Source organism: Rhizobium sp. RU35A (genome assembly GCF_900156005.1).
Taxonomy (GTDB): domain Bacteria; phylum Pseudomonadota; class Alphaproteobacteria; order Rhizobiales; family Rhizobiaceae; genus Neorhizobium; species Neorhizobium straminoryzae.
Genome location: NZ_FTMR01000010.1, coordinates 22625 through 45034 on the forward strand (window position 1 = coordinate 22625; position 22410 = coordinate 45034).

General features: G+C 62.6%; 20 protein-coding genes. 12 read left to right on the forward strand and 8 right to left on the reverse strand.

The window, feature by feature from the left end; genetic code table 11:
* Positions 1 to 10: 10 nt before the first annotated feature.
* From F3H95_RS20090 to F3H95_RS20110, 5 genes are all read right to left on the reverse strand, one after another.
* Entirely contained in the window at positions 11 to 526 is a 516-nt protein-coding gene (locus F3H95_RS20090) for a peptidylprolyl isomerase (RefSeq protein WP_142880894.1), read from the reverse strand.
* A gap of 35 nt (positions 527 to 561) precedes the next feature.
* Positions 562 to 1128: a peptidylprolyl isomerase gene (locus F3H95_RS20095; protein WP_142880893.1), complete on the reverse strand. Its 567-nt coding sequence runs from the start codon at positions 1126 to 1128 to the stop codon at positions 562 to 564.
* A gap of 27 nt (positions 1129 to 1155) precedes the next feature.
* Positions 1156 to 1650, reverse strand: a complete 495-nt coding sequence (gene coaD, locus F3H95_RS20100; protein WP_142880892.1) for a pantetheine-phosphate adenylyltransferase — start codon at positions 1648 to 1650, stop codon at positions 1156 to 1158.
* 965 nt (positions 1651 to 2615) lie between these two features.
* Entirely contained in the window at positions 2616 to 5441 is a 2826-nt protein-coding gene (gene gyrA, locus F3H95_RS20105; RefSeq protein ID WP_149747317.1) for a DNA gyrase subunit A, read from the reverse strand.
* The gene (locus F3H95_RS20110; RefSeq protein ID WP_149747318.1) at positions 5438 to 5680 is read right to left on the reverse strand and encodes a hypothetical protein; all 243 of its coding nucleotides are present in this window, start codon (positions 5678 to 5680) and stop codon (positions 5438 to 5440) included. Before F3H95_RS20110 ends, gyrA begins: the two co-directional genes overlap by 4 nt.
* Between F3H95_RS20110 and F3H95_RS20115 the strand changes: the two genes are divergently transcribed.
* Both F3H95_RS20115 and F3H95_RS20120 read left to right on the forward strand, forming a co-directional pair.
* The gene (locus F3H95_RS20115) at positions 5658 to 6287 is read left to right on the forward strand and encodes a MarC family protein (protein ID WP_149747319.1); all 630 of its coding nucleotides are present in this window, start codon (positions 5658 to 5660) and stop codon (positions 6285 to 6287) included. The two genes, F3H95_RS20110 and F3H95_RS20115, sit on opposite strands and share 23 nt — an antisense overlap.
* A gap of 113 nt (positions 6288 to 6400) precedes the next feature.
* Positions 6401 to 7588 (forward strand): HPP family protein, encoded by a 1188-nt coding sequence (locus F3H95_RS20120; RefSeq protein WP_149747320.1) that lies wholly within the window; start codon positions 6401 to 6403, stop codon positions 7586 to 7588.
* Positions 7589 to 7598: 10 nt separating this feature from the next.
* Here F3H95_RS20120 and F3H95_RS20125 read toward each other — a convergent pair whose 3' ends face one another.
* On the reverse strand, positions 7599 to 8156 hold the full coding sequence (locus F3H95_RS20125) for a single-stranded DNA-binding protein (RefSeq protein ID WP_142880887.1): 558 nt from the start codon (positions 8154 to 8156) through the stop codon (positions 7599 to 7601).
* Between the two features lie 265 nt (positions 8157 to 8421).
* Here F3H95_RS20125 and uvrA point away from each other — a divergent pair, with 265 nt between their 5' ends.
* The 3 genes from uvrA to F3H95_RS20140 all read left to right on the forward strand — a co-directional run bounded on the left by uvrA (position 8422) and on the right by F3H95_RS20140 (position 12780).
* Positions 8422 to 11343, forward strand: a complete 2922-nt coding sequence (gene uvrA / locus F3H95_RS20130; protein ID WP_149747321.1) for an excinuclease ABC subunit UvrA — start codon at positions 8422 to 8424, stop codon at positions 11341 to 11343.
* Between the two features lie 85 nt (positions 11344 to 11428).
* Positions 11429 to 12232, forward strand: a complete 804-nt coding sequence (locus tag F3H95_RS20135; protein ID WP_142880885.1) for a DUF72 domain-containing protein — start codon at positions 11429 to 11431, stop codon at positions 12230 to 12232.
* Positions 12232 to 12780 carry a GNAT family N-acetyltransferase gene (locus F3H95_RS20140; protein ID WP_149747322.1) on the forward strand — a complete coding sequence of 183 codons (549 nt, stop codon included), beginning with the start codon at positions 12232 to 12234 and terminating at the stop codon, positions 12778 to 12780. The genes F3H95_RS20135 and F3H95_RS20140 overlap by 1 nt, the downstream gene beginning before the upstream one ends.
* A 5-nt stretch (positions 12781 to 12785) precedes the next feature.
* On the opposite strand, the gene F3H95_RS20145 is transcribed toward F3H95_RS20140, so the two are convergent.
* Positions 12786 to 14279, reverse strand: coding sequence for an NAD(P)H-hydrate dehydratase (locus tag F3H95_RS20145; RefSeq protein WP_149747323.1), 1494 nt, complete (start codon positions 14277 to 14279; stop codon positions 12786 to 12788).
* A 330-nt stretch (positions 14280 to 14609) separates the two neighbouring features.
* On the opposite strand from F3H95_RS20145, the gene F3H95_RS20150 reads away from it, so the two are divergent.
* From F3H95_RS20150 to hspQ, 4 genes are all read left to right on the forward strand, one after another.
* Positions 14610 to 14948: a P-II family nitrogen regulator gene (locus tag F3H95_RS20150; RefSeq protein WP_062554525.1), complete on the forward strand. Its 339-nt coding sequence runs from the start codon at positions 14610 to 14612 to the stop codon at positions 14946 to 14948.
* Positions 14949 to 15009: 61 nt separating this feature from the next.
* Positions 15010 to 16419, forward strand: coding sequence for a type I glutamate--ammonia ligase (glnA, locus tag F3H95_RS20155; protein ID WP_142880882.1), 1410 nt, complete (start codon positions 15010 to 15012; stop codon positions 16417 to 16419).
* A 123-nt stretch (positions 16420 to 16542) separates the two neighbouring features.
* Positions 16543 to 17469, forward strand: coding sequence for a DMT family transporter (locus tag F3H95_RS20160; protein ID WP_149747324.1), 927 nt, complete (start codon positions 16543 to 16545; stop codon positions 17467 to 17469).
* A 78-nt stretch (positions 17470 to 17547) separates the two neighbouring features.
* Positions 17548 to 17877 carry a heat shock protein HspQ gene (gene hspQ, locus F3H95_RS20165; protein WP_142880880.1) on the forward strand — a complete coding sequence of 110 codons (330 nt, stop codon included), beginning with the start codon at positions 17548 to 17550 and terminating at the stop codon, positions 17875 to 17877.
* Positions 17878 to 17983: 106 nt separating this feature from the next.
* Here hspQ and F3H95_RS20170 read toward each other — a convergent pair whose 3' ends face one another.
* On the reverse strand, positions 17984 to 18616 hold the full coding sequence (locus tag F3H95_RS20170; RefSeq protein WP_142880962.1) for an invasion associated locus B family protein: 633 nt from the start codon (positions 18614 to 18616) through the stop codon (positions 17984 to 17986).
* A 274-nt stretch (positions 18617 to 18890) separates the two neighbouring features.
* On the opposite strand from F3H95_RS20170, the gene F3H95_RS20175 reads away from it, so the two are divergent.
* The 3 genes from F3H95_RS20175 to F3H95_RS20185 are packed head-to-tail and all read left to right on the forward strand — an operon-like array spanning position 18891 to position 22404.
* Positions 18891 to 20699, forward strand: coding sequence for an extracellular solute-binding protein (locus F3H95_RS20175; protein WP_149747325.1), 1809 nt, complete (start codon positions 18891 to 18893; stop codon positions 20697 to 20699).
* Positions 20700 to 20738: 39 nt separating this feature from the next.
* On the forward strand, positions 20739 to 21410 hold the full coding sequence (locus F3H95_RS20180; RefSeq protein WP_149747326.1) for a DsbA family oxidoreductase: 672 nt from the start codon (positions 20739 to 20741) through the stop codon (positions 21408 to 21410).
* Positions 21411 to 21468: 58 nt separating this feature from the next.
* Positions 21469 to 22404: a DMT family transporter gene (locus tag F3H95_RS20185; RefSeq protein WP_149747327.1), complete on the forward strand. Its 936-nt coding sequence runs from the start codon at positions 21469 to 21471 to the stop codon at positions 22402 to 22404.
* Positions 22405 to 22410: the final 6 nt, after the last annotated feature.

The window sequence follows — 22410 nt, forward strand, 5'->3', positions numbered from 1 at the left end:
TGGAGACGGATCAGGCTGCGATGTCGGCCGCGACCTTCATCGACACGATCGAGTCCGGATCGGAAACAGGCTCGCCCTTCTTGACCTGATCGATCACGTCCATGCCCTCGGTGACCTGGCCCCAGACGGTGTACTGCTTGTTCAGCCAGGGAGCGTCGGTGAAGCAGATGAAGAACTGCGAATTGGCCGAGTTCGGGCTCTGCGAGCGGGCCATGGAGCAGGTGCCGCGCACGTGCGGAACGGCGGAGAATTCGGCCTTCAGGTCCGGCTTGTCGGAACCGCCCATGCCGGCACGGCCCGGGTTGAAGCTTTCGCCGCCCTTCTTGCCGAACTTCACGTCGCCGGTCTGCGCCATGAAATCGGCGATGACGCGGTGGAAGACCACGCCGTCATAGGCGCCTTCGCGGGTCAGTTCCTTGATGCGGGCCACATGGCCGGGTGCGAGATCCGGCATCAGGGCGATCACGACCTTGCCCTTCGTGGTTTCCATGATGATGGTGTTTTCCGGATCCTTGATCTCGGCCATGTGTCTCTCCTTGAGATGTTGGGGCGTGCCGCCCGTTATTTCCCGACGCTGACCTTGATCATCCGGTCGGGATTGGAAACTTCGCCATTGCCGCCCTGGCCGCGCTTGATCTTGTCGACATTTTCCATGCCGGACACGACCTTGCCGATGACGGTGTACTGGCCGTTCAGGAACGAGCCCTGATCGAACATGATGAAGAACTGCGAATTGGCGGAATTCGGATCCTGGCTGCGGGCCATGCCGACGGTGCCGCGTTCGAAGGGCACTTTCGAGAATTCGGCCGGGATGTTGGGCAGGTCCGAACCGCCGGTGCCGACACGGCGCGCGTCAAAACCCTTGGCCATGTTGCCATACTGAACGTCGCCGGTCTGGGCCATGAAGCCATCGATCACGCGGTGGAAGGCAACATTGTCATACTTGCCATCGGCTGCAAGCTTCTTGACCTGGGCAACATGCTTCGGCGCCACATCCGGCATCAGCTGGATGACCACCGGGCCGTCCTTCAGCTGGATGGTCAGGAATTCGCTGGCAGCGGCAAGCGCGCTCGAGGCGAAGGATGCAGCGGCGAGTGCGCCGGCCAGGGCAAAGGTGACAAGTTTCATGCGGGAACTCCGTGTTTCAAAATGCGCTCAGCGCTTCAGCTTCCGGTTCAGGGCGTCGAGAACGGGAGACGGCACGAAGGCCCTGACGTCACCGCCCATGGCGGCGATCTGGCGAACCAATGTGGCCGTAATGGGCCGCGACGCCGTGCCGGAGGGCAGGAAAACGGTCTGGATGTCCGGCGCCATCTGCGCGTTCATGCCCGCCATCTGCATTTCGTAATCGAGATCGGTGCCGTCGCGCAGGCCGCGGATCAAAAGCGTCGCGCCATGTTCGCGCGCCGCCTGCACCACCAGCCCGTCGAAGGCCACCACATCCAGCATGGCCGCCCGTTCCGGCAGCACGGCCTCCAGTGACAGACGGATCAGGTCTGCGCGTTCCTCGAAGGAAAACATCGGCACCTTGCCCGGATGAACGCCGATCGCCACCGTCAGCCGGTCGGCCACGTTCAGCGCCTGGATGAGCACATCCAGATGGCCGTTCGTCATCGGATCGAAGGATCCCGGATAGAAGGCTGTCCTCATTGCACCTCGCCTGACGGTCTGCACGCCTTGTGTCACGGACGCCCGCCGCGTGCAAGCGGTGAGCCAGGGTGAACGGCGGATGAATGACCCGTTCAAGGCCGTTTCAGCCCCCGCATGTTGTTATCGACCCATCGAAACAGGGGTACCGCCCCAAGCCGAGAGGGGAAAAACAATGCTTGTCATCATGATGCTGACAGCCGCCGCCCTCTCGCTCGTGGTCGAGATCCTGTTCCTCGATCCGCAGCCGCGCCCAAAACCTTACCGAATCCTGAACGCCAGATGAACGGCGCTTTCAGGGAGGCTTCAGAGGCGTTTCTGTAAGTCGTAGTCACGATAACAGGGAACCCAGCGACGCGATCCGCGTTCTGGTCAGCGAAGAAGGAAGTTGGAAATGTTCGCCAAGAGAAAAACGGTCATGCCCGACACGATTACCATGATCAACGTGGTATGGACGGCCGTGATCGCAGTCATGATGACTGCTACCGTGACGCTCTACCAGGGGAAGTCCAACCCCACCAGCGCACAGTTTACCCAGATGACCGGCCACGTGGTGGAGCAGCCCTACTACTGAGGTCGGCATCGATGAAAGGAGTTCCGATGTACGTTACGATGATTGTGCTTGCCGGTTCCATCAGCACCATGTTCGTCGCATCCGTGAGCTCCACCATCGCAGACCTTCGTCGCGAACGGCAAAATCTCCGTGATTTTGCCCGCCGGCACAGCGCGTTCTGATGACATGAGGAACCGGCAGATGCCGGTTTTGAAAACAAACAGCCGGCGGCTCTCGGGCCCCGGCTTTTTTCATGCCGCGGTTTCAGCATTTCAAGTGCAAAAAGCGCTTGGTGGCCAAAGCATGACACTCGCCTCTTCCAGACATGAAAAAGGCCGCGCCTCTTTCGAAGCGCGGCCCTTTTTGCATGTGGTTCGTGTTTCCGCAGCAGAGGCTGCAAGCGGTGGGCCGGGCTTTACTCGGCCCCGCCCTCGCCTTCCGGCGCGGCTGCACCGGGATCTCCGGTTTCCGTGGTCACGTCTTCCGGCAAGCCGCCTGCCTCGTCATCACCTTCCGGCTCGCTGATGCGCTCGACGGACACCACCTTCTCGTCCTTGGCGGTGGAGAAGATCGTGACGCCCTTGGTGGCGCGGCTGGCGATGCGGATGCCGTCGACCGGCACGCGGATCAACTGGCCGCCATTGGAGACCAGCATCAGCTGATCCTTGTCATCGACCGGGAAGGCGGCGACCAGCTCGCCGATTTCCGCTGTCTTCGAGGTGTCGGTGGCGCGGATGCCCTTGCCGCCACGACCCGAGGTACGGAAATCGTAGGACGAGGAGCGCTTGCCGAAGCCGCGTTCGGAGATCGTCAGGACGAACTGCTCCTGCGCCTTCAGATAGTCATAGCGCTCGTCGCTGAGTTGACCCTCTTCGGTCACCTCTTCGCCGACGAGAGCGATGTCCTCTTCATCGACGCCGGCGGCACGACGCTCGGCGGCCGAACGTTTGAGATAGGCAGCACGCTCCCAGGGCTCCGCATCCACGTGGCTGACGATGGTCATGGAGATCAGGCGGTCGCCGTCCGCCAGCGTGATGCCGCGCACACCGATCGAATTGCGGCCGGCAAACACACGCACATCATCGACGGGGAAGCGGATGCACTGGCCGAGCGCCGTGGTCAGCAGAACGTCATCACCCGGCAGATTGAGTTCCGGGCTCGGCGGCGAGCAGGTTTCGACCGACAGAATCTCGTCGCCCTCTTCCTCCAGCTTCATGGCGATCTTGCCGTTGCGGTTGACCTGGATGAAGTCGGAGAGCTTGTTGCGACGCACGGTGCCGCGCGTCGTGGAGAACATCACGTCGAGGTTCTCCCAGCTCTTTTCGTCCTCGGGCAGCGGCATGATGGTGGTGATGCGCTCGCCAGGTTCCAGCGGCAGCATGTTGATCAGCGCCTTGCCGCGCGATTGCGGGGTGCCGATCGGCAGGCGCCAGACCTTTTCCTTGTAGACGATGCCGCGTGAGGAGAAGAACAGCACCGGCGTGTGGGTGTTGGCCACGAACAGGCGGGTGACGAAATCCTCATCGCGCGTCGCCATGCCCGAGCGGCCCTTGCCGCCGCGACGCTGTGCGCGATAGGTGGTCAGCGGCACGCGCTTGATATAGCCGAGATGCGAGACGGTGACGACCATTTCCTCGCGGGCGATGAGATCCTCATCGTCCATGTCCGGGCCGCCATCCATGATCTCGGTGCGGCGCGGCGTGCCGAACTCGTCGCGCACGGCGGTCAGCTCATCCTTGACGATCTGCTGGATGCGCAGGCGCGAGGAGAGAATGTCGAGATAATCGCTGATCTCGGCGCCGATCTTGTTCAACTCATCGGCGATTTCATCGCGGCCGAGCGCTGTCAGGCGGGCCAGACGCAGTTCGAGAATGGCGCGCGCCTGCTCTTCCGAGAGATTGTAGGTGCCGTCCTCGTTGATGCGGTGGCGCGGATCGTCGATCAGGCGGATCAGTGACTCGACATCATGGGCCGGCCAGCGCCGCTCCATCAGCTGCTCGCGGGCCGTCTGCGGGTCCGGCGCGCGGCGGATCAGGTTGATCACTTCATCGATGTTGGCAACCGAAATGGCGAGGCCCACCAACACATGGGCGCGCTCGCGCGCCTTGCGAAGAAGATACTTCGTGCGCCGGCTAACGACCTCTTCCCGGAAGGTCACGAAGGCCTTCAGCATGTCGATCAGCGTCAGCTGTTCCGGCTTGCCGCCATTCAGCGCCACCATGTTGCAGCCGAACGAGGTCTGCAGCGGCGTGTAGCGGTAGAGCTGGTTCAGGATCACTTCGGCATTGGCATCGCGCTTCAGCTCGATCACCACGCGATAGCCCTGGCGGTCGCTTTCGTCGCGCAGGTCGGAAATGCCTTCGATGCGCTTTTCGCGCACCAATTCGGCAATCTTTTCAATCATCGTCGCCTTGTTCACCTGGTAGGGAACTTCGGAAATGATGATCTGCTCGCGGTCGCCGCGCATCGGCTCGACCCGGGCCTTGCCGCGCATGATCACCGAGCCGCGACCGGTCTCGTAGGCGGCCTTGATGCCGGAACGGCCAAGGATCAGCGCGCCTGTCGGGAAGTCCGGACCGGGGATGATCTGCATCAGTTCCGGCAGTTCGATGGCCGGATTGTCGATGATGGCGATGCAGCCGTCGATCACTTCGCTGAGGTTGTGCGGCGGAATATTGGTGGCCATGCCGACGGCGATACCGCCCGCGCCATTGACCAGAAGGTTCGGAAACTTAGCCGGCACAACAACGGGTTCCGACAGCGTACCGTCGTAGTTGTCGCGGAAATCGACGGTTTCCTTGTCGAGGTCGTCGAGCAGCGAATGGGCCGCCTTCTGCAGGCGGCATTCGGTGTAGCGTTCGGCCGCAGGCGGATCGCCGTCAATCGAGCCGAAATTGCCCTGACCGTCGATCAGCGGCAGACGCAACGACCAGTCCTGCGCCATGCGCGCCAGTGCATCATAGATCGCCGCATTGCCGTGCGGATGGTATTTACCCATCACGTCGCCGGTCACGCGGGCGCATTTGACGTATTTCTTGTTCCAGTCGATGCCCAGTTCGGACATGCCGTAGAGGATGCGACGATGAACCGGCTTCAAACCGTCGCGCACATCGGGCAACGCGCGGCTCACGATCACGCTCATGGCGTAATCGAGGTAGGAGCGCTGCATCTCCTCCATGATGGAAATAGGTTCGATGCCGGGAGGCAGCTTTCCGCCGCCGGGGGTGCTCTGCTCAGTCAAATCGGATACGATCTCTGTTCGGAATCAGTTGTTTCTTTATAGCGGAAGGGCAGCGCAAACGCCAATTTGCGGGTCGGTTTTAAACAGGCTTTTGCGCCTTCGGGATGCGCCGGGGCCATTTGGCGCAATGAAGCCTTTCCTTCATGGATGTGTTCTATCAATGTGGAGCCATTGCGGCAAGCAAGCCGGGGCAGCCAAGCGAGAGGAGGTCCGTTGATGACCAGCGCCGACAGCATCATGAGCGCCTTCACGACACTTCTCGTCACGCTCGATCCGCCGGGACTGGCGCCAATCTTTCTCGGGCTGACGGCGGGGCTCGATACCGCCCAGCGGCGGCAGGTGGCGCTGCGCGGAACCCTGATCGCCTTTTCGATCCTGACGGTCTTTGCCCTGTTCGGCGCCGGTATTCTTTCCGTGCTCGGCATTTCCATGGGCGCGTTTCGCATTGCCGGCGGCCTGCTTCTGTTCTGGATCGCCTTCGAGATGATCTTCCAGCGCCGCAATGACCGCAAGGAGGAGACCTCCAAGGTGGCAATCACCATCGATCACATCCAGAATATCGCCGTCTTTCCTCTGGCCCTGCCGCTGATTGCGGGGCCGGGCGCGATCTCCGCTACCGTGCTTCTGGCCGGCTCCTTCGCTGCTCCGCTTGATCGGGCGCTCCTGATCGTGATGCTGGCAATCGCCATGGGAACGGTGCTTGCGGCACTGATGGTGGCGCAGCGGCTCGATCGTTTCCTCGGCGTCACCGGTCGCGCGCTGCTGACACGCCTGCTCGGGGTGCTGCTGGCCGCCCTCTCGGTACAGTTCGTGGTGGATGGCATCCGCTCGGCCTTTGCCCTCTGACAAGTGGCTGCAACCACACCATAACTCGCCCTCGTCGTTGCTTGCCGCCCGCTTATATGATGGCAGAGTCTCACCCGTCCTGCCCCTTTGCCTGCAATCGAAGACCTTCCGACATGACGCTGCTCTCCCGTCTCAACCGCTTCCTGCCTTCCCCGATGCCTCTCAGCCTGCGCGAGCGCATCCGTGCGCCGCTTGGGGCTCTCGCCGGCATCGCGCTGACGGCGGCCGGTGGTCTGCTTGCCCTCAGGCAAGGCCTGCCTGCGCCGGCCCTGATTGCGCCGATGGGTGCCTCTGCGGTCCTTGTGTTTGCGGCACCCGCCAGTCCGCTGGCGCAGCCATGGTCCGTTCTCGGCGGAAACGGCCTCTCTGCGGTCGTCGGGGTCACCGCGGCCATGCTGGTACCGGATGCCCTGTTCGCCTCGGCGCTTGCCGTCGCTCTGGCGATAGCCGTCATGACGGCCTGCCGCTGCCTGCATCCGCCGGGCGGCGCGGTGGCGCTGACGGCCGTGGTCGGTGGTGCGGCGGTGCGCGAACTCGGCTTCGGCTTTGCGCTCTGGCCCGTCATCGGCAATTCCCTGCTGCTGCTCGTCGCGGGACTTTTATTTCACCGCCTGACGGGCGGTGTCTATCCGCACCGGCTGCGACCGTCGGCGCGTTCCCACGCGACAGCGGATCCTGCCCCGTTCGCCCGCATCGGCTTTGCCAGCGAGGATCTCGACGCGGTGCTGAAGGATTATGACCAGTTTCTCGATGTCGACCGCGGCGATCTGGAAACCATCCTGCGGCGCACCGAACTGCGCTCCTATCGCCGCCGCGCCCGGCACGTGGAGTGTGCCAGCATCATGTCGCGCGACGTGGTGGCCGTCGCGCCGGATACCAGTCTGCGGGAAGCGCATGAGCTGATGCGCCGGCACCGGTTCCGCGCCCTGCCCGTCACCGACGACCATGCGCGAGTGGTCGGCATCGTCACACAGACGGATTTCCTGCACAAGCCGCGCTGGGTTGCGGGGCGCCCGCGTATCGCGTTCGGACAACGCCTGCGACTGATCCTTGCCGGTGCCAGCGCGCCAAACGATACGGTCAAGGACATCATGACCTCGCCGGTCAGGACCGTGCGGCCGGACACGCCAATTGCCGATGCCATCATCGCCTTTGCCGAAGGCGGACTTCATGACATGCCCGTGGTGCGCGACGACAGCCGACTGGCCGGCATCCTCTCGCAATCCGATGCGCTGGTGGCCATGCTCGAAGACAGAAAGGCCGGCGAAAGCAGTGCTTCGCCGGCCACCGTGAACCCGTAAAACGGATCGATCAGAACGGAATGTCGTCGTCCAGATCGCGGGCGAAACCACCGCCACCGGACGAGGCGCCGCCGCGGCTGGAACCGGAACCGGAGGACGGGCCACCGCGATCATAATCGTCATAGCCGCCGCCGAAATCGCCGCCGCCGCTGTTGCCCACATTGCGACCCCCGCCATAGCCGGCATTGCCGCCGCCCATGCTTGGGCCATCGCCGCCGCGACCGTCCAGCATGGTCAGCGTCGAGTTGAAGCCCTGCAGCACCACTTCCGTGCTGTAGCGGTCGTTGCCGTTCTGGTCCTGCCACTTGCGGGTCTGCAGCGCGCCTTCGATATAAAGCTTGGCGCCCTTCTTCACATACTGCTCGACAACCTTGCAGAGGCCCTCGTTGAACACCACAACCGTGTGCCACTCCGTCTTTTCCCGGCGTTCGCCGCTGTTGCGGTCGCGCCAGGTTTCGGACGTCGCGATGCGCAGGTTGGCGATCGGCCGGCCGTCCTGCGTGCGACGGATTTCCGGATCCGCCCCGACGTTCCCGACCAGGATTACCTTGTTGACGCTGCCAGCCATCTCATCACCTTGTCTGCCGCCATCGCGCGGCACTTCAATTCCGTTGGATGAAGCAGTGTAAACCATCCCTCCCGCCCGCAGGAAAGGATGCTGCCTTAATCCACAGGCAAATTTGTTCTTTCTTTGTTCTAGTATTCCGCTATGATCCTGTCAACAGCCTGCTGCGTAGGAGCGAGTCGAAGCCCGGATCTTGCGGCAGTCTTGCCTCGACAGAAGCCACCGGATCACTAAATAAGGGGCTTGTCCTCCCAAAGAGCTTTTCACGATGAGCGAACTCAAGACGATTTCCATTCGCGGCGCCCGCGAGCATAACCTCAAGGGCATCGATCTCGATCTGCCCCGCAACAGCCTGATCGTGATGACCGGCCTTTCGGGATCGGGCAAGTCCTCGCTGGCCTTCGACACGATCTATGCGGAGGGCCAGCGCCGCTATGTCGAAAGCCTGTCGGCCTATGCCCGGCAGTTTCTCGAAATGATGCAAAAGCCGGATGTCGACCAGATCGACGGCCTGTCGCCGGCGATCTCCATCGAGCAGAAGACCACCTCGAAGAACCCGCGCTCGACCGTCGGCACCGTCACCGAGATCTACGACTACATGCGCCTTCTCTTCGCGCGCGTCGGGGTGCCGTATTCGCCGGCCACGGGTCTGCCGATCGAAAGCCAGACGGTCAGCCAGATGGTCGACCGCGTGCTGGCCTTCGAGGAAGGCACCCGCCTCTATATTCTCGCGCCGATGGTGCGCGGGCGAAAGGGCGAGTACAAGAAGGAACTCGCCGAGCTGATGAAGAAGGGGTTTCAGCGCGTCAAGGTGGATGGCCAGTTCTACGAGATCGCGGAGGTCCCGGCGCTCGACAAGAAATACAAGCATGACATCGACGTGGTGGTGGATCGCGTCGTGGTGCGCCCCGATATCGGTGCGCGCCTTGCCGACAGTCTGGAAACCTGCCTGACGCTCGCCGATGGCCTGGCCGTGGCGGAATTTGCCGACAAGCCTCTGCCGCCGGAGGAAACGGCGGCCGGCGGTTCGGCCAACAAATCGCTGAACGAAACCCACGAGCGGGTGCTGTTTTCGGAAAAATTCGCCTGCCCCGTTTCCGGTTTCACCATTCCGGAGATCGAGCCGCGGCTGTTCTCGTTCAACAATCCCTTCGGCGCCTGCCCCACCTGCGACGGTCTGGGGGCGCAGCAGAAGGTGGACGAGAACCTGATCGTCCCCGAGCAGGATCGCACATTGAAGGACGGCGCGATCGCGCCCTGGGCCAAATCCAGCTCGCCCTATTACAACCAGACGCTGGAGGGGCTCGGCAAGGTCTTCGGCTTCAAGCTGACCGACCGCTGGTCGAAGCTGTCGAAGGAGGCGCAGAAGGCCATTTTGCACGGCACCGAGGAGAAGATCGAGTTCAACTATGCCGACGGCGCCCGCTCCTACAAGACCACGAAGACCTTCGAGGGTATCGTGCCGAACCTGGAGCGCCGCTGGAAAGAGACCGACAGCGCCTGGGCGCGTGAGGAGATCGAGCGCTACATGTCGGCCGCGCCCTGCCCCGCCTGCGGCGGCTTTCGCCTGAAGCCGGAGGCGCTGGCGGTGAAGATCGACCGCCTGCAGATCGGCGAAGTCACCGACATGTCGATCAAGGTGGCGCGCGACTGGTTCGAGGCCCTGCCGGACAAGCTGACGGCGAAGCAGAACGAAATCGCGGTGCGCATTCTCAAGGAAATCCGCGACCGCCTGCGCTTCCTGAACGATGTCGGCCTCGATTATCTGAGCCTGTCTCGTTCTTCCGGCACGCTGTCCGGCGGCGAAAGCCAGCGCATCCGGCTTGCCTCTCAGATCGGCTCGGGCCTGACCGGTGTTCTCTACGTGCTGGATGAGCCGTCGATCGGTCTTCACCAGCGCGACAATGCACGCCTGCTCGATACGCTGAAGCACCTTCGCGATATCGGCAACACCGTGCTGGTGGTCGAGCATGACGAGGATGCGATCCTGACGGCCGATTACGTCGTCGATATCGGCCCGGCTGCCGGCGTGCATGGTGGCCAGGTGGTGGCGGCCGGCACGCCGAAGGAGGTGATGGCCAATCCGAAATCGCTGACGGGCAAGTATCTCTCCGGTGAACTCGGCGTGGCGGTGCCGGCGGAGCGGCGCAAGCCCAAGAAGGGCAAGGAAATCAAGGTTGTCGGCGCGCGCGGCAACAATCTGAAGAACGTGACGGCCTCGGTGCCGCTCGGCCTGTTCACGGCGGTGACCGGCGTGTCGGGCGGCGGCAAGTCCACCTTCCTGATCGAGACGCTCTACAAGGCGGCGGCCCGCCGGGTGATGGGCGCGCGCGAAATCCCGGCCGAGCACGAGCGGATCGATGGCCTGGAATTCGTCGACAAGGTGATCGACATCGACCAGTCGCCGATCGGGCGCACGCCGCGCTCCAACCCGGCCACCTATACCGGCGCCTTCACGCCGATCCGCGACTGGTTCGCGGGGCTGCCGGAGGCCAAGGCGCGCGGCTATCAGCCGGGCCGCTTCTCCTTCAACGTCAAGGGTGGCCGCTGCGAGGCCTGCCAGGGCGACGGCGTCATCAAGATCGAGATGCACTTCCTGCCGGACGTCTACGTGACCTGTGATGTCTGCCACGGCAAGCGCTACAACCGCGAAACGCTCGACGTCACCTTCAAGGGCAAGTCGATCGCCGACGTGCTGGACATGACGGTGGAAGAAGGCGTGGAGTTCTTCTCCGCCGTGCCAGCCGTGCGCGACAAGCTGCAGGCGCTGTTCGAGGTGGGGCTCGGCTATATCAAGGTCGGCCAGCAGGCCAATACGCTGTCCGGCGGCGAGGCGCAGCGCGTCAAGCTCGCCAAGGAATTGTCGAAACGCTCCACCGGCCGCACGCTCTACATTCTCGATGAGCCGACCACCGGCCTGCACTTCCATGACGTCGCAAAGCTTCTGGAAATGCTGCACGAACTGGTCAACCAGGGAAATTCCGTGGTGGTGATCGAGCACAATCTGGAGGTCATCAAGACCGCCGACTGGATCATCGACATCGGCCCGGAAGGCGGCACCGGCGGCGGCGAGGTCGTGGCCATCGGCACACCGGAGGATGTGGTCAAGGAAAAGCGGTCCTATACCGGCCAGTTCCTCGAGGAATTGCTGGCACGACGGCCGGTGAAGAAGGTCGAGGCGGCGGAGTGATCCGCCGTCTCCCGTAGATGTCGACATTTCGAGATGCGGGGCGTGCATGAATGCTTGCGCGTCATCGTCCCACGGGAGGCTTGTCATGACCCAATCCGGCATCATCCGTACCGGCATCGGCGGCTGGACCTTCGATCCATGGGAGGGCCGCTTCTATCCGGAAAAGCTGCCGAAGAAGCGGCAGCTGGAATTTGCCAGCCGCGAACTGACCGCCATCGAGGTGAACGGAACCTATTATTCCAGCCAGAAGCCCGAAACATTTGCCAAATGGGCGTCGGACGTGCCGGACGGTTTTGTCTTTTCGCTGAAGGCGAGCCGCTTCTGTACCAACCGGAAGGTTCTGGCCGAGGCCGGCCCGTCGATCGAAAAGTTTCTCGGCCAGGGCATTGCCGAACTCGGCCCGCATCTCGGCCCCATCCTCTGGCAGTTCATGGGCACCAAGAAATTCGAGCCGGAGGATTTCGAGGCTTTTCTCGCCCTGCTGCCGCCGTCGCTCGACGGTCTGCCATTGCGGCATGTGGTGGAGCCGCGGCACGAGAGCTTCTGCACGCCTGACTTTGTCGAACTGCTGGCGAAATACAAGGTGGCGGCCGTCTGTGCCGATCACGCCGACTACCCGATGTTTGCCGATGTTACGGCGGATTTCGTCTATGCACGTTTGCAGAAGGGCAGTGATGAGGTTGCCACCTGCTACCCGCCGGAGGCCGTCGCCGGCTGGGGCGAGCGCCTGAAGGTCTATGCGTCGGGCGAGGTGCCGCCCGACCTGCCGCTCAACGCTCCGGGTCGGCACGCGGAAAAGAACCCGCGCGATGTCTTTGCCTTCTTCATCACCGGCGGCAAGGTGAATGCGCCGGATGGCGCACGCCTGTTGCAGAAGGCGGTCGGGTGATGGGCGCGACGGAGAATGCCGCCGCTTCGGCAGAGGCAGACGTGCGTGTGGCTCCGGCCGGCAAGGAGCATTTTGCCGCGCTGCGCGCCGTGGAACTCGCCGCCTTCGAGACGTTGCGGCGTGCGGGCGCTGTGTACGGCGAACCGGCCGCCAGCAGCGATGTAGAACTGCAAGCCTATCTCGATGCGGGGTTTCTCGTCGCCGCCTTTGATGGCGCAAAACCCGTTGGCTATGCCGGTGGCACTCTTCTGGAGGGCCGGCTGCATGTCGGCGAAATGGATGTTCATCCGGATTGGCAGCGCCGCGGCATCGGCCGGCGGCTGATGCAGGCGCTGCTGGCGCAGGCAATGTCCCGGGGGCTTTGCGGCGCTTCGCTGACGACGGATCGTCTTGCGCCATTCAACGCGCCTTTTTATGCAAACCTCGGCTTCCGTATGGTGGAAGGTGCTGCCGTTCCGGAGAGACTTGGGCAGATCCTCGACAGCGAAAGGTTGAAGGGCCTCGATCCCGCCCGGCGTTGTGCGATGCTGCTCGACTTTGCCGGATAAACCGGTCAGCCGGAATGCATGGAAAGAGCCTCGAAGGGTCTGACCTGCTGCACCAGCGTTTCCGCCGTCATGCCCGGCCCTCCATGAACGGCAGCAGCGCCATGCAACCATACACCGGCGGCGGCGGCCTCGAAGGCCGGCACGCCCTGCGCGAGAAGCGCGCCGACGATACCGGCCAGCACGTCGCCGGAACCGGCGGTGGCAAGCCAGGGCGGCGCATTGTCATTGATGAGAATGCGTCCATCCGGTGCCGCGATCACCGTATCCGCCCCCTTGCAGACGATCACGCCGCCGGATCGTTCTGCTGCCGCCAGCGCCCTTTCGGGCTTGCCGCGCCGTCCGTCGGCGGAAAGATCCGGGAAAAGACGCCCGAACTCCCCCTCATGCGGCGTGAGCACCAGGCGTGCAGGGCCTGTCCGAAACAGCGCAAACAGATCCTCAGGGCAGGCCGCGAAGGAGGTGATGGCATCGGCATCCAGCACCAGCGGACGCTCCGACAGCATAGCGACGAACTGCCTTGCCCGCTCGCCCACACCAAATCCCGGGCCGATGACGAAGGCGGAGAGCTTGGCCGTCTGCAGCCATTGGCCCAGCGCCGCCGTGCCGTCAATCGGTCGAACCATCACTGCGGTCAGCGTCGCTGCCAGCGTGGGAAGCGCACCAGACGGGGCCGCTACGGTGACCAGCCCTGCCCCGGCATTGAGGCCGGCGGTTGCGGAGAGACGGGCGGCCCCGGTTTGCGCGGCAGGGCCGCTGAAGACCGCGAGATGGCCCCGCCGATACTTGTGGGTTTCGCCCTGAAGCCTTGGCATGGTTTTTCCCCACACGGCCGGCCCGTTGATGGCCATCTGGCCGGCCTCCGCCGCAACGATGCGGCGGGGAATTCCGATATCGAAAACCTCGATCGTGCCGCACAGGTCGCGTCCCGGCATCAGCAGATGACCGGGCTTTTTCGTCATGAAGGTGACTGTCCGCGCGGCCCGGAAGGCGCTGCCGAGAACCAGCCCGCGCGCGCCGCAGAGACCGGAGGGAAGATCAACGGCAAGCACCGGACATGCCGCGTCAGCCACCCGCGTAATGATATCGGCCACCGCCTGCGGCACATCGCGTGACAGGCCGGCGCCGAAGAGCGCGTCGATCACCACGTCGCCGGGGCGCGGCCGATAGTCCGCCAGCGGCTGGCCTGGGATCGGACAGAGATTGAAGGCAAGGCGCGCGTCTGCCGGCAGTCTGTCGGGGTCGCCGAGCACGTGCACCACCACGTCCGCGCCGGCCTGACGCAGCGCCCGCGCAGCCACATAACCATCGCCGCCATTGTTGCCGGGCCCACACAGCACGGCAAAACGCAGCGCTGACGCATAGGCCTTCAACGCGGCCGCAGCCACCGCCTGCCCTGCGCGCTCCATCAGGCCGAAGGAGGAAAGGCCGGATGCCGCCGCTGCCGCATCGACGCGCGCCATTTCACCCGGTGTCAGAAGAGCTGTCGCATTTGAAAGCATATGGCCATTGAAACGGACCGGTCTTAAAACGCAAGAGGATAATTTATGGCAATTATGATTATAAAATATGCATTTGACGACAAATTGCGCATTATGTCTTGCCATCAATTTGGTCATGTTATCCCGCCGCACCGTCACGCCCGCGACGCCTCTTGCAACCGGTCGCGGGAAACCCTAGCCTGCCTTCGGGATCACAAAGGCGGAGGAGGCCTTGCCGCAAGTCACGGGATTTTCCGGCAAAGCCCGTCCCTGTTTGGCACGATACCTGCATCATGATGGGCGATCGGGTATGGGCCCGTTCCCAAGGGAGAAGCGGAGAGACATTTTCTCATGAAAAAGATCGAAGCGATCATCAAGCCTTTCAAACTCGACGAAGTTAAGGAAGCGCTTCAAGAGGTCGGACTGCAGGGGATCACGGTAACGGAGGCCAAGGGTTTCGGCCGCCAGAAGGGGCATACGGAGTTGTATCGCGGCGCCGAATACGTCGTTGATTTTCTGCCGAAAGTGAAGGTCGAGGTCGTGCTGGCCGACGAGAACGTCGATGCCGTCATCGATGCCATCCGCAACGCCGCCCAGACTGGACGCATCGGCGACGGCAAGATATTCGTATCCAACGTCGAGGAAGTTGTGCGTATCCGCACCGGCGAAACCGGCGTCGACGCAATCTAGACAAATCCGGCTGCAAAGAACCGGGTATCGGCATCACCTCATAATATCCAAGGGAGACACCATGACGACCGCAAGCGACATCATGAAACAAATCAAGGAGAACGACGTCAAGTTCGTCGATCTGCGCTTTACCGATCCGAAGGGCAAGCTGCAGCACGTGACGATGGACGTTTCGGCGGTCGACGAGGACATGTTCGCCGATGGCGTCATGTTCGACGGCTCCTCCATTGCTGGCTGGAAGGCCATCAACGAGTCCGACATGGTGCTGATGCCGGACCCGGCCACCGTGCACATGGACCCCTTCTTCGCGCAGTCGACCATGGTCGTCATCTGCGACATTCTCGATCCGGTCTCCGGCGAAGCCTATAACCGCGATCCGCGCGGTACCGCCAAGAAGGCCGAAGCCTATCTGAAGGCGTCGGGCATCGGCGACACCGTCTTCGTCGGCCCGGAACCGGAATTCTTCGTCTTCGACGACGTCAAGTACAAGGCCGATCCGTACAATACCGGCTTCAAGCTCGATTCCTCCGAACTGCCGTCGAACGACGACACCGATTACGAGACGGGCAATCTCGGCCACCGTCCGCGCGTCAAGGGCGGCTATTTCCCGGTTCCGCCGGTCGACAGCCTGCAGGACATGCGCTCGGAAATGCTCACGGTTCTCGCCGAAATGGGCGTGGTCGTCGAAAAGCACCACCACGAAGTCGCCTCCGCCCAGCACGAGCTTGGCGTGAAGTTCGACACGCTTGTGCGCAATGCCGACAAGATGCAGATCTACAAGTATGTCGTGCACCAGGTTGCCAATGCCTATGGCAAGACGGCCACCTTCATGCCGAAGCCGATCTTCGGCGATAACGGTTCGGGCATGCACGTGCACCAGTCGATCTGGAAGGACGGCAAGCCGACCTTCGCCGGCGACGAATATGCGGGCCTGTCGGAAAGCTGCCTCTACTATATCGGCGGCATCATCAAGCATGCGAAGGCCATCAACGCCTTCACCAACCCCACGACCAACTCCTACAAGCGTCTGGTTCCGGGTTATGAAGCACCGGTTCTGCTTGCCTATTCGGCGCGCAACCGTTCGGCCTCCTGCCGCATTCCGTTCGGCTCCGGCCCGAAGGCCAAGCGCGTCGAAGTGCGCTTCCCCGATCCGGCCCAGAATCCCTATCTCGGCTTTGCCGCCATGCTGATGGCCGGCCTCGACGGCATCAAGAACAAGATCCATCCGGGCAAGGCCATGGACAAGGATCTCTACGATCTGCCGCCGAAGGAACTGAAGAAGATCCCGACCGTCTGCGGCAGTCTGCGCGAAGCCCTCGACAGCCTCGACAAGGATCGCAAGTTCCTGACTGCCGGCGGCGTCTTCGATGACGACCAGATCGATGCCTATATCGAACTCAAGATGCAGGAAGTCATGCGTTTCGAAATGACCCCGCATCCGGTCGAATTCGACATGTACTATTCGGCCTGATCGGCCGCAGCGGTCGCCTCGGCGACTTTCGGATCCCGAACCGGCAGGCACGCCTGCCGGTTTTTCTTTGGGCCGGCCTCAGGGAAGGACGGTTGCCTGAACACCAGACCGGAGACCCTTGCCATGACGGATGCCGCAGGCCGGCCAAGCGCCATCGACTGGGTTCTCCTGCTGTCCGCGCCCGTTTTCTTCTCCTCCAACCTGATCTTCGGGCGCGGCATCACCGGAGAAATCGGCCCCTTCATCACGGCCTTCATCCGCTGGATGGGCGCGACGCTGCTGATCCTGCCCTTCGTCATCGCAGACTGGCGCGGGCTCTTGGCCTTCGTGCGCCACCACACGCTGCTCTGGCTGACGCTTGGCATTCTCGGCATGGGCATCTGCGGCGGCTTCGTCTACTGGGCACTGACGCTGACCACGGCTTCCAATGCGACGCTGATCTATACGACCTCGTCCCTGTTCATCATCCTCTTCCAGTGGCTGTTCCAGGGGCGCCGGCTGGTGCTGCGGGAGGTTGCCGGCATGATCATCGCCTTTTGCGGCGTTGCCACCATCGTGCTGAAGGGCGATGTCGCAGCACTCATGCATCTCACCTTCAACATCGGCGATCTCGGCATCCTGCTGGCCGCCATCGCCTTTGCTGCCTATTCCATGCTGTTGCGGCGGCCGGCCATTCGCGGCATTGCGCCGTTCTCCCTGTTTGCCCTTCTGGCAGCTGCCGGTGCCGTGGTGCTGTTTCCGCCGGCGGCGATCGAGGTGCTTGCCGGCGCCCCCTTGCCCCATACCGGTGGTGCATGGGTCAAGCTTTCAGGCATCATCCTGTTCGCTTCGGTTGCCGCTTTCTATTCCTTCCAGCATTCGGTCATGGTGTTCGGCGCGGCGCGGGCCGGTGTTACCCTTTACCTCATGCCGCCGGTCTCGATCGTCATGGCCGTGCTGTTCCTTGGCGAGCGCTTCGAAGCCTATCATGCGCTTGGCATTCTGCTGGTCACCGGCGGAGTTGTGCTGGCGACGGCACAACCTCGCCAAGTTGCTGAAGCCAAAGCATGATTTCGCTTGTGGCTGGACTTGCCCTCTTGATGTCAGTTTTGTGAATTCCCACATGGACTGCGAAAGGAAGTTCGCGCCATGAAACAACGAAACGCAAAATTCACGATCGGCGAAGTCGTTCGCCACAGGGTTTTCCCGTTCCGAGGGGTTGTGTTCGATGTGGATCCCGAATTCGCCAACACCGAGGAGTGGTGGAATTCCATTCCGCCGGAGATCCGCCCGCACAAGGATCAACCCTTTTACCACCTGCTGGCGGAAAACGAAGAGACCGCCTATGTCGCCTATGTCTCCGAGCAGAATCTCGTGCATGACGACAGCAACGAGCCGCTGAAGAACCCGCAGATCGCGCAGATCTTCGAGCAGGCGCCAACCGGCCAGTTGAAGCCGAAGGCAATCATGGCCCATTGACGCCCGGATATGGGCCGGTCACTCGACAGGCCATAAAAAAACGACGCTGCAGGCTGCAGCGTCGTTCATCGTCTCTTCCAGTGTCTGGATCTGTCCCAAGGACGGATCAGTTGCCGGTCTTGGCAGCGTTCTGTGCGTCTTCCAGCTTCTTGCGGGCCTCTTCAGCCTTCTTCTGCATGCTTTCCTGCAGGCTGCGCTGGCTTTCGGCGAGCTGCGACTGCGAGATCGGCGCACCATCGAAAGCGCTGCTGAAGCCGTTCAGCGGAACCTTGATCGGGTTCGGGGCGCGGCGGAAGTTCACCGAGGTGAAGACCACTTCATTGCCCTTCTTCAGGCTTGCGATCATCGGGTCTGTCAGCGGAATTTCGGCCGTGCAGCGATCCGGAATGCACAGCACGTAATCGATCTTCTGGCCCTTGCCGCCATCGATCTGCATCATCACGCCCGGCTGGATGAGACGAGCAGACGGAACGGAGACCTGCAGGATCTTGCGGTTGACCTTGCCTTCGACCGTAATCAGGCCAACGGCCGTGATCAGCTGGCCGTTCTGCGAGAGAATCACGTTCTGCACGGCGCAGACGTCGCTGTCGTCCTGCTTGTCGCAGGTCTTGAACCATCCGAGCGGCGGACCACCGGCCGGTGCAGCAGTCTGGGCCAGGGCAGCGACAGGCGCAGCGCCGATGGAAAGTGCGAGGGCAGACATTGCTGTCCGCAGAACCTTGTTTGCCTTGAGCATCATACCGAGATCCGTCTCCTGAAAGCGGTTTTGCGGCGCAGCGGCAAGCCGCGCCATGCCGGGGTCGTGGATCACCACCTGTCGTTCAAATGAGGCAATTGAATGACCCGCCCGTCCGGCCAAACCTGTTACATTGCAGTGGCCGCGATATCCAGTCCTAGTTTTCGTTTCCGGTGTCAAAGACACGTTTCGCGGCGCGAAAATTTCGCCGATGTTGGTCTTGAAGATGCGATCGGTTACCGTGCGGCGAATCAAGAAATGCAGTGGAGACAGGACCATGCGCCGTCTGATGACCCTTTCCCTCGCCCTGTTTTGTCTTGCCGGCCAGGCCTTTGCCGAACCGGTCCACGGCATTGCCATGCATGGAACGCCGGCGCTCCCCGCCGGCTACACGCATTTTCCTTATGTGAACCCCGATGTGAAGAAGGGCGGCAAGGTGGCTTACGGCGTCGTCGGCACTTTCGACAGCCTCAACCCCTTCAATCTCAAGAGCATTCGCACCACCGCACGCGGCATATGGGACAATATCTTCGGTAACCTGCTCTACGAATCACTGATGGTGCGCTCGGCCGACGAGCCCTTCACGCTCTATGGCCTTCTCGCCGAAAGCGTCGAGTGGGACGAGAACCGCAGCTATATCCAGTTCAACCTCAACCCGAAGGCTAGGTGGTCGGACGGACAGCCGGTGACGCCAGACGACGTGATCTTCTCCTTCGAGGTGTTGCGCGACAAGGGCCGCACGCCCTTCAGCAACCGCCTGAAGCCGGTCGACAGGATGGAGAAGGTCGGCGAGCATGGCGTACGCTTCACCTTCAACGACAAGGCGGACCGCGAGTTCCCGCTGATTCTCGCCTTCGCGACCCCGATCCTGCCCAGGCATGCCATTGATCCTGCCACGTTCGACCAGTCGACGCTGCAGGTGCCGATCGGCTCCGGCCCCTATCGCATCAAGTCGGTCTCTCCGGGCCAGAAGATCGTCTACGAGCGCAATCCGGATTACTGGGGCAAGGACCTGCCCTCCAAGATCGGCTTCGACAATTACGACGAGATTTCGGTCGAGTATTTCCTGCAGGAAAGCTCGCTGTTCGAAGCCTTCAAGAAGGGCGCGATCGATGTCTATCTCGAGGGCAATCCGACCCACTGGGCGCGCGCCTATGACTTCCCCGCCGTCACCAATGGCGAGGTCGTGAAGGATACGTTCCGGCCCGAACTGCCGACCGGTATGCTGGGCTTCGTCTTCAACCTGCGCCGGCCACTCTTCCAGAATGACAAGGTGCGCGAGGCGCTTTCGCTTGCCTTCGATTTCGAATGGGCGAACCGCAACCTGTTCGACGGCGCCTACAGCCGCACCCAGAGCTACTGGCAGAATTCCGGGCTTTCGTCTCTCGGCCATCCCGCTGACGAGAAGGAACGCGCCCTGCTGGGTGCCGCCGCCGCGCGCATGTCGCCGGACCTTCTATCCGGCAAGCCGACGCTGCTTGCCACCGATGGCTCCGGCAGCGATCGCAAGGTGCTGCGCCAGGTGGTCGATCTCCTGAAGGCTGGCGGCTACACGATCCGCGGCGGCAGAATGGTCGATGCGGCGGGCGTGCCGCTGGCTTTCGAGATCATGACGCAGAACCAGGATCAGGAGAAGGTGGCGATCGCATACCAGCGTACGCTGAAGATGATCGGTGTCGAGATCTCGATTCGCACGGTGGATGACGCGCAGTACCAGAGCCGCTCCGGCACCTTCGATTACGACGTGATCATGAAGTCCTATCCCTCCTCGCTGTCCCCCGGCATCGAGCAGATCGGACGCTGGGGCTCGGATTCGAAGGATCGCCCGGGCAGCTTCAACTTTGCCGGTCTTGCCGATCCCGATGTCGATCGGGTGATTTCCGCGATGCTGAACGCCCGCAGCAGCGACGACTTTACCACTGCCGTTCGCGCCTATGACCGGCTGCTGCTCTCCGGTCACTATCTCGTGCCTCTTTATCATATCGGCGATCAATGGGTTGCGCGCTGGAAGCAGATCGCGCATCCACAGGCCGTGCCGCTTTACGGCTATCAATTGCCAACCTGGTGGGATCAGCGCGCGCAGTGACTTGCGCCGAAGTCCGCCCCAGCCAAAGGATCGCTTGCCATGGAAAGACTGACCATCGACCTCGTTTCCGACGTTGTCTGCCCGTGGTGCTATCTCGGAAAGGCGCGGCTGGAACTGGCGATTGCCGAGGTGCAGGACGAGGTGGGCATCGACGTCAACTGGCGCCCCTACCGTCTGAACCCGGACTATCCGCCGGAAGGCGTCGACCAGAAGGCCGCACTCGCCGCCAAGCTCGGCGGCGCAGATGCCGTGGCACGCGCCCATGCCATGCTGACCGATCTCGGCCGCGAGGTGGGCATCGCCTATGATTTCGATGCGATCCTGATCGGCCCCAATACGCTCGACGCCCATCGCCTGATTCACTGGGCGATGACCGAAAGCCGCGAGCACCAGGACCGGGTCGTGACCGCCCTGTTCAAGGCGAATTTCGAACAGGGCCGCAATGTCGGCGACCATGCCGTTCTGCTCGACATCGCCGAGGCGGCGGGGCTTGAGCGCGCGGTGATCGCCACCCTTCTCGCCTCCGATGCGGACAGGGATCTGGTGGTCGGCGAAATCGAGGCGGCCCAGAAAATGGGCGTCAACGGCGTACCCTTCTTCATCATCGACCAGCAATATGCCGTCAGCGGTGCCCAGACGCCGGACGTGCTGGCAAACGCCTTCCGCCAGATCGCCGCCGCCAAGGCCGAGGCGCGTGCAAATCTGAATTGACGCACGCGGGATGCGGCCCTAATTCGGCAGGATCATCCCTCCTGCCGGAACGCCGCGCTTGTCCTCCTCCGATTCGACCCTGAAGGGCGTGCTGATCGCCTTTCTCTGCTTTGCCGCCTATTCCTTCAGCGATGCCGCCGTGAAGCTGGTGGAAGGCCGCGTGCCGCCCTTCGAGGCCGGCTTCATCGGCACGCTGGCCGGCATTCTCGCCGTGCCCTTCCTCCTGAAGCGCGGCGACAGCTGGCGCGACATGGTGCGCACTACCAACCGTCCGCTCTGGCTGCTCCGCTTTCTCTGCTCCTCGATCGGCACCGTCGGCAGCATCATCGCCTTTACCGAACTGTCGATGGCGGAGGCCTTCTGCCTCATCTTCCTGCTGCCGTCGTTTGCCACCATCATGTCGGTGATCTTCCTCAAGGAGAAGGTCGGGGCAAAGCGCTGGGCGGCGGTCATTGTCGGCTTCATCGGCGTGCTGATCGTTCTTCGGCCCGGTTTCCGCGAACTGTCCTTCGGCCATGTGACCGCGCTCGCCTCCGGCTTAACCGGCGCCGTTTCCGTCATCATCTACCGCTATCTGGGGCCGAGCGAGAAGAACATCTCGATGTATGGCGCGGGCCTGATGGGCGCCCTCGTCGTCTGCGGCCTCGCCATGCTGCCGCATCTGATGGTGCCGACCCCCAAAGACCTGTTGCTGCTGATCGTTTTCGGCGTGCTCGCCGCCGTCGGCACCGTGCTGCTGATGGTCGCTTCCTTCTACGCGCCGGCAGCCATCGTCACGCCGATCCAGTACAGCCAGATGCTCTGGGCGATCCTGCTGGGCTATCTCATTTTCGGCGACAGCGTCGATCTGTGGATGGGCCTCGGCATCGCCCTCATCGTCGGCTCCGGCCTGCTGACGCTGGTGCGCGAACGCAAGCGCGGCACCGCTCTCCCGCCGCCGGTTGCCGGGAAGACCGAGGCAGCGCTTGCCGTAAAGCCGGAAGAGGAGGGCTGAGCGCCC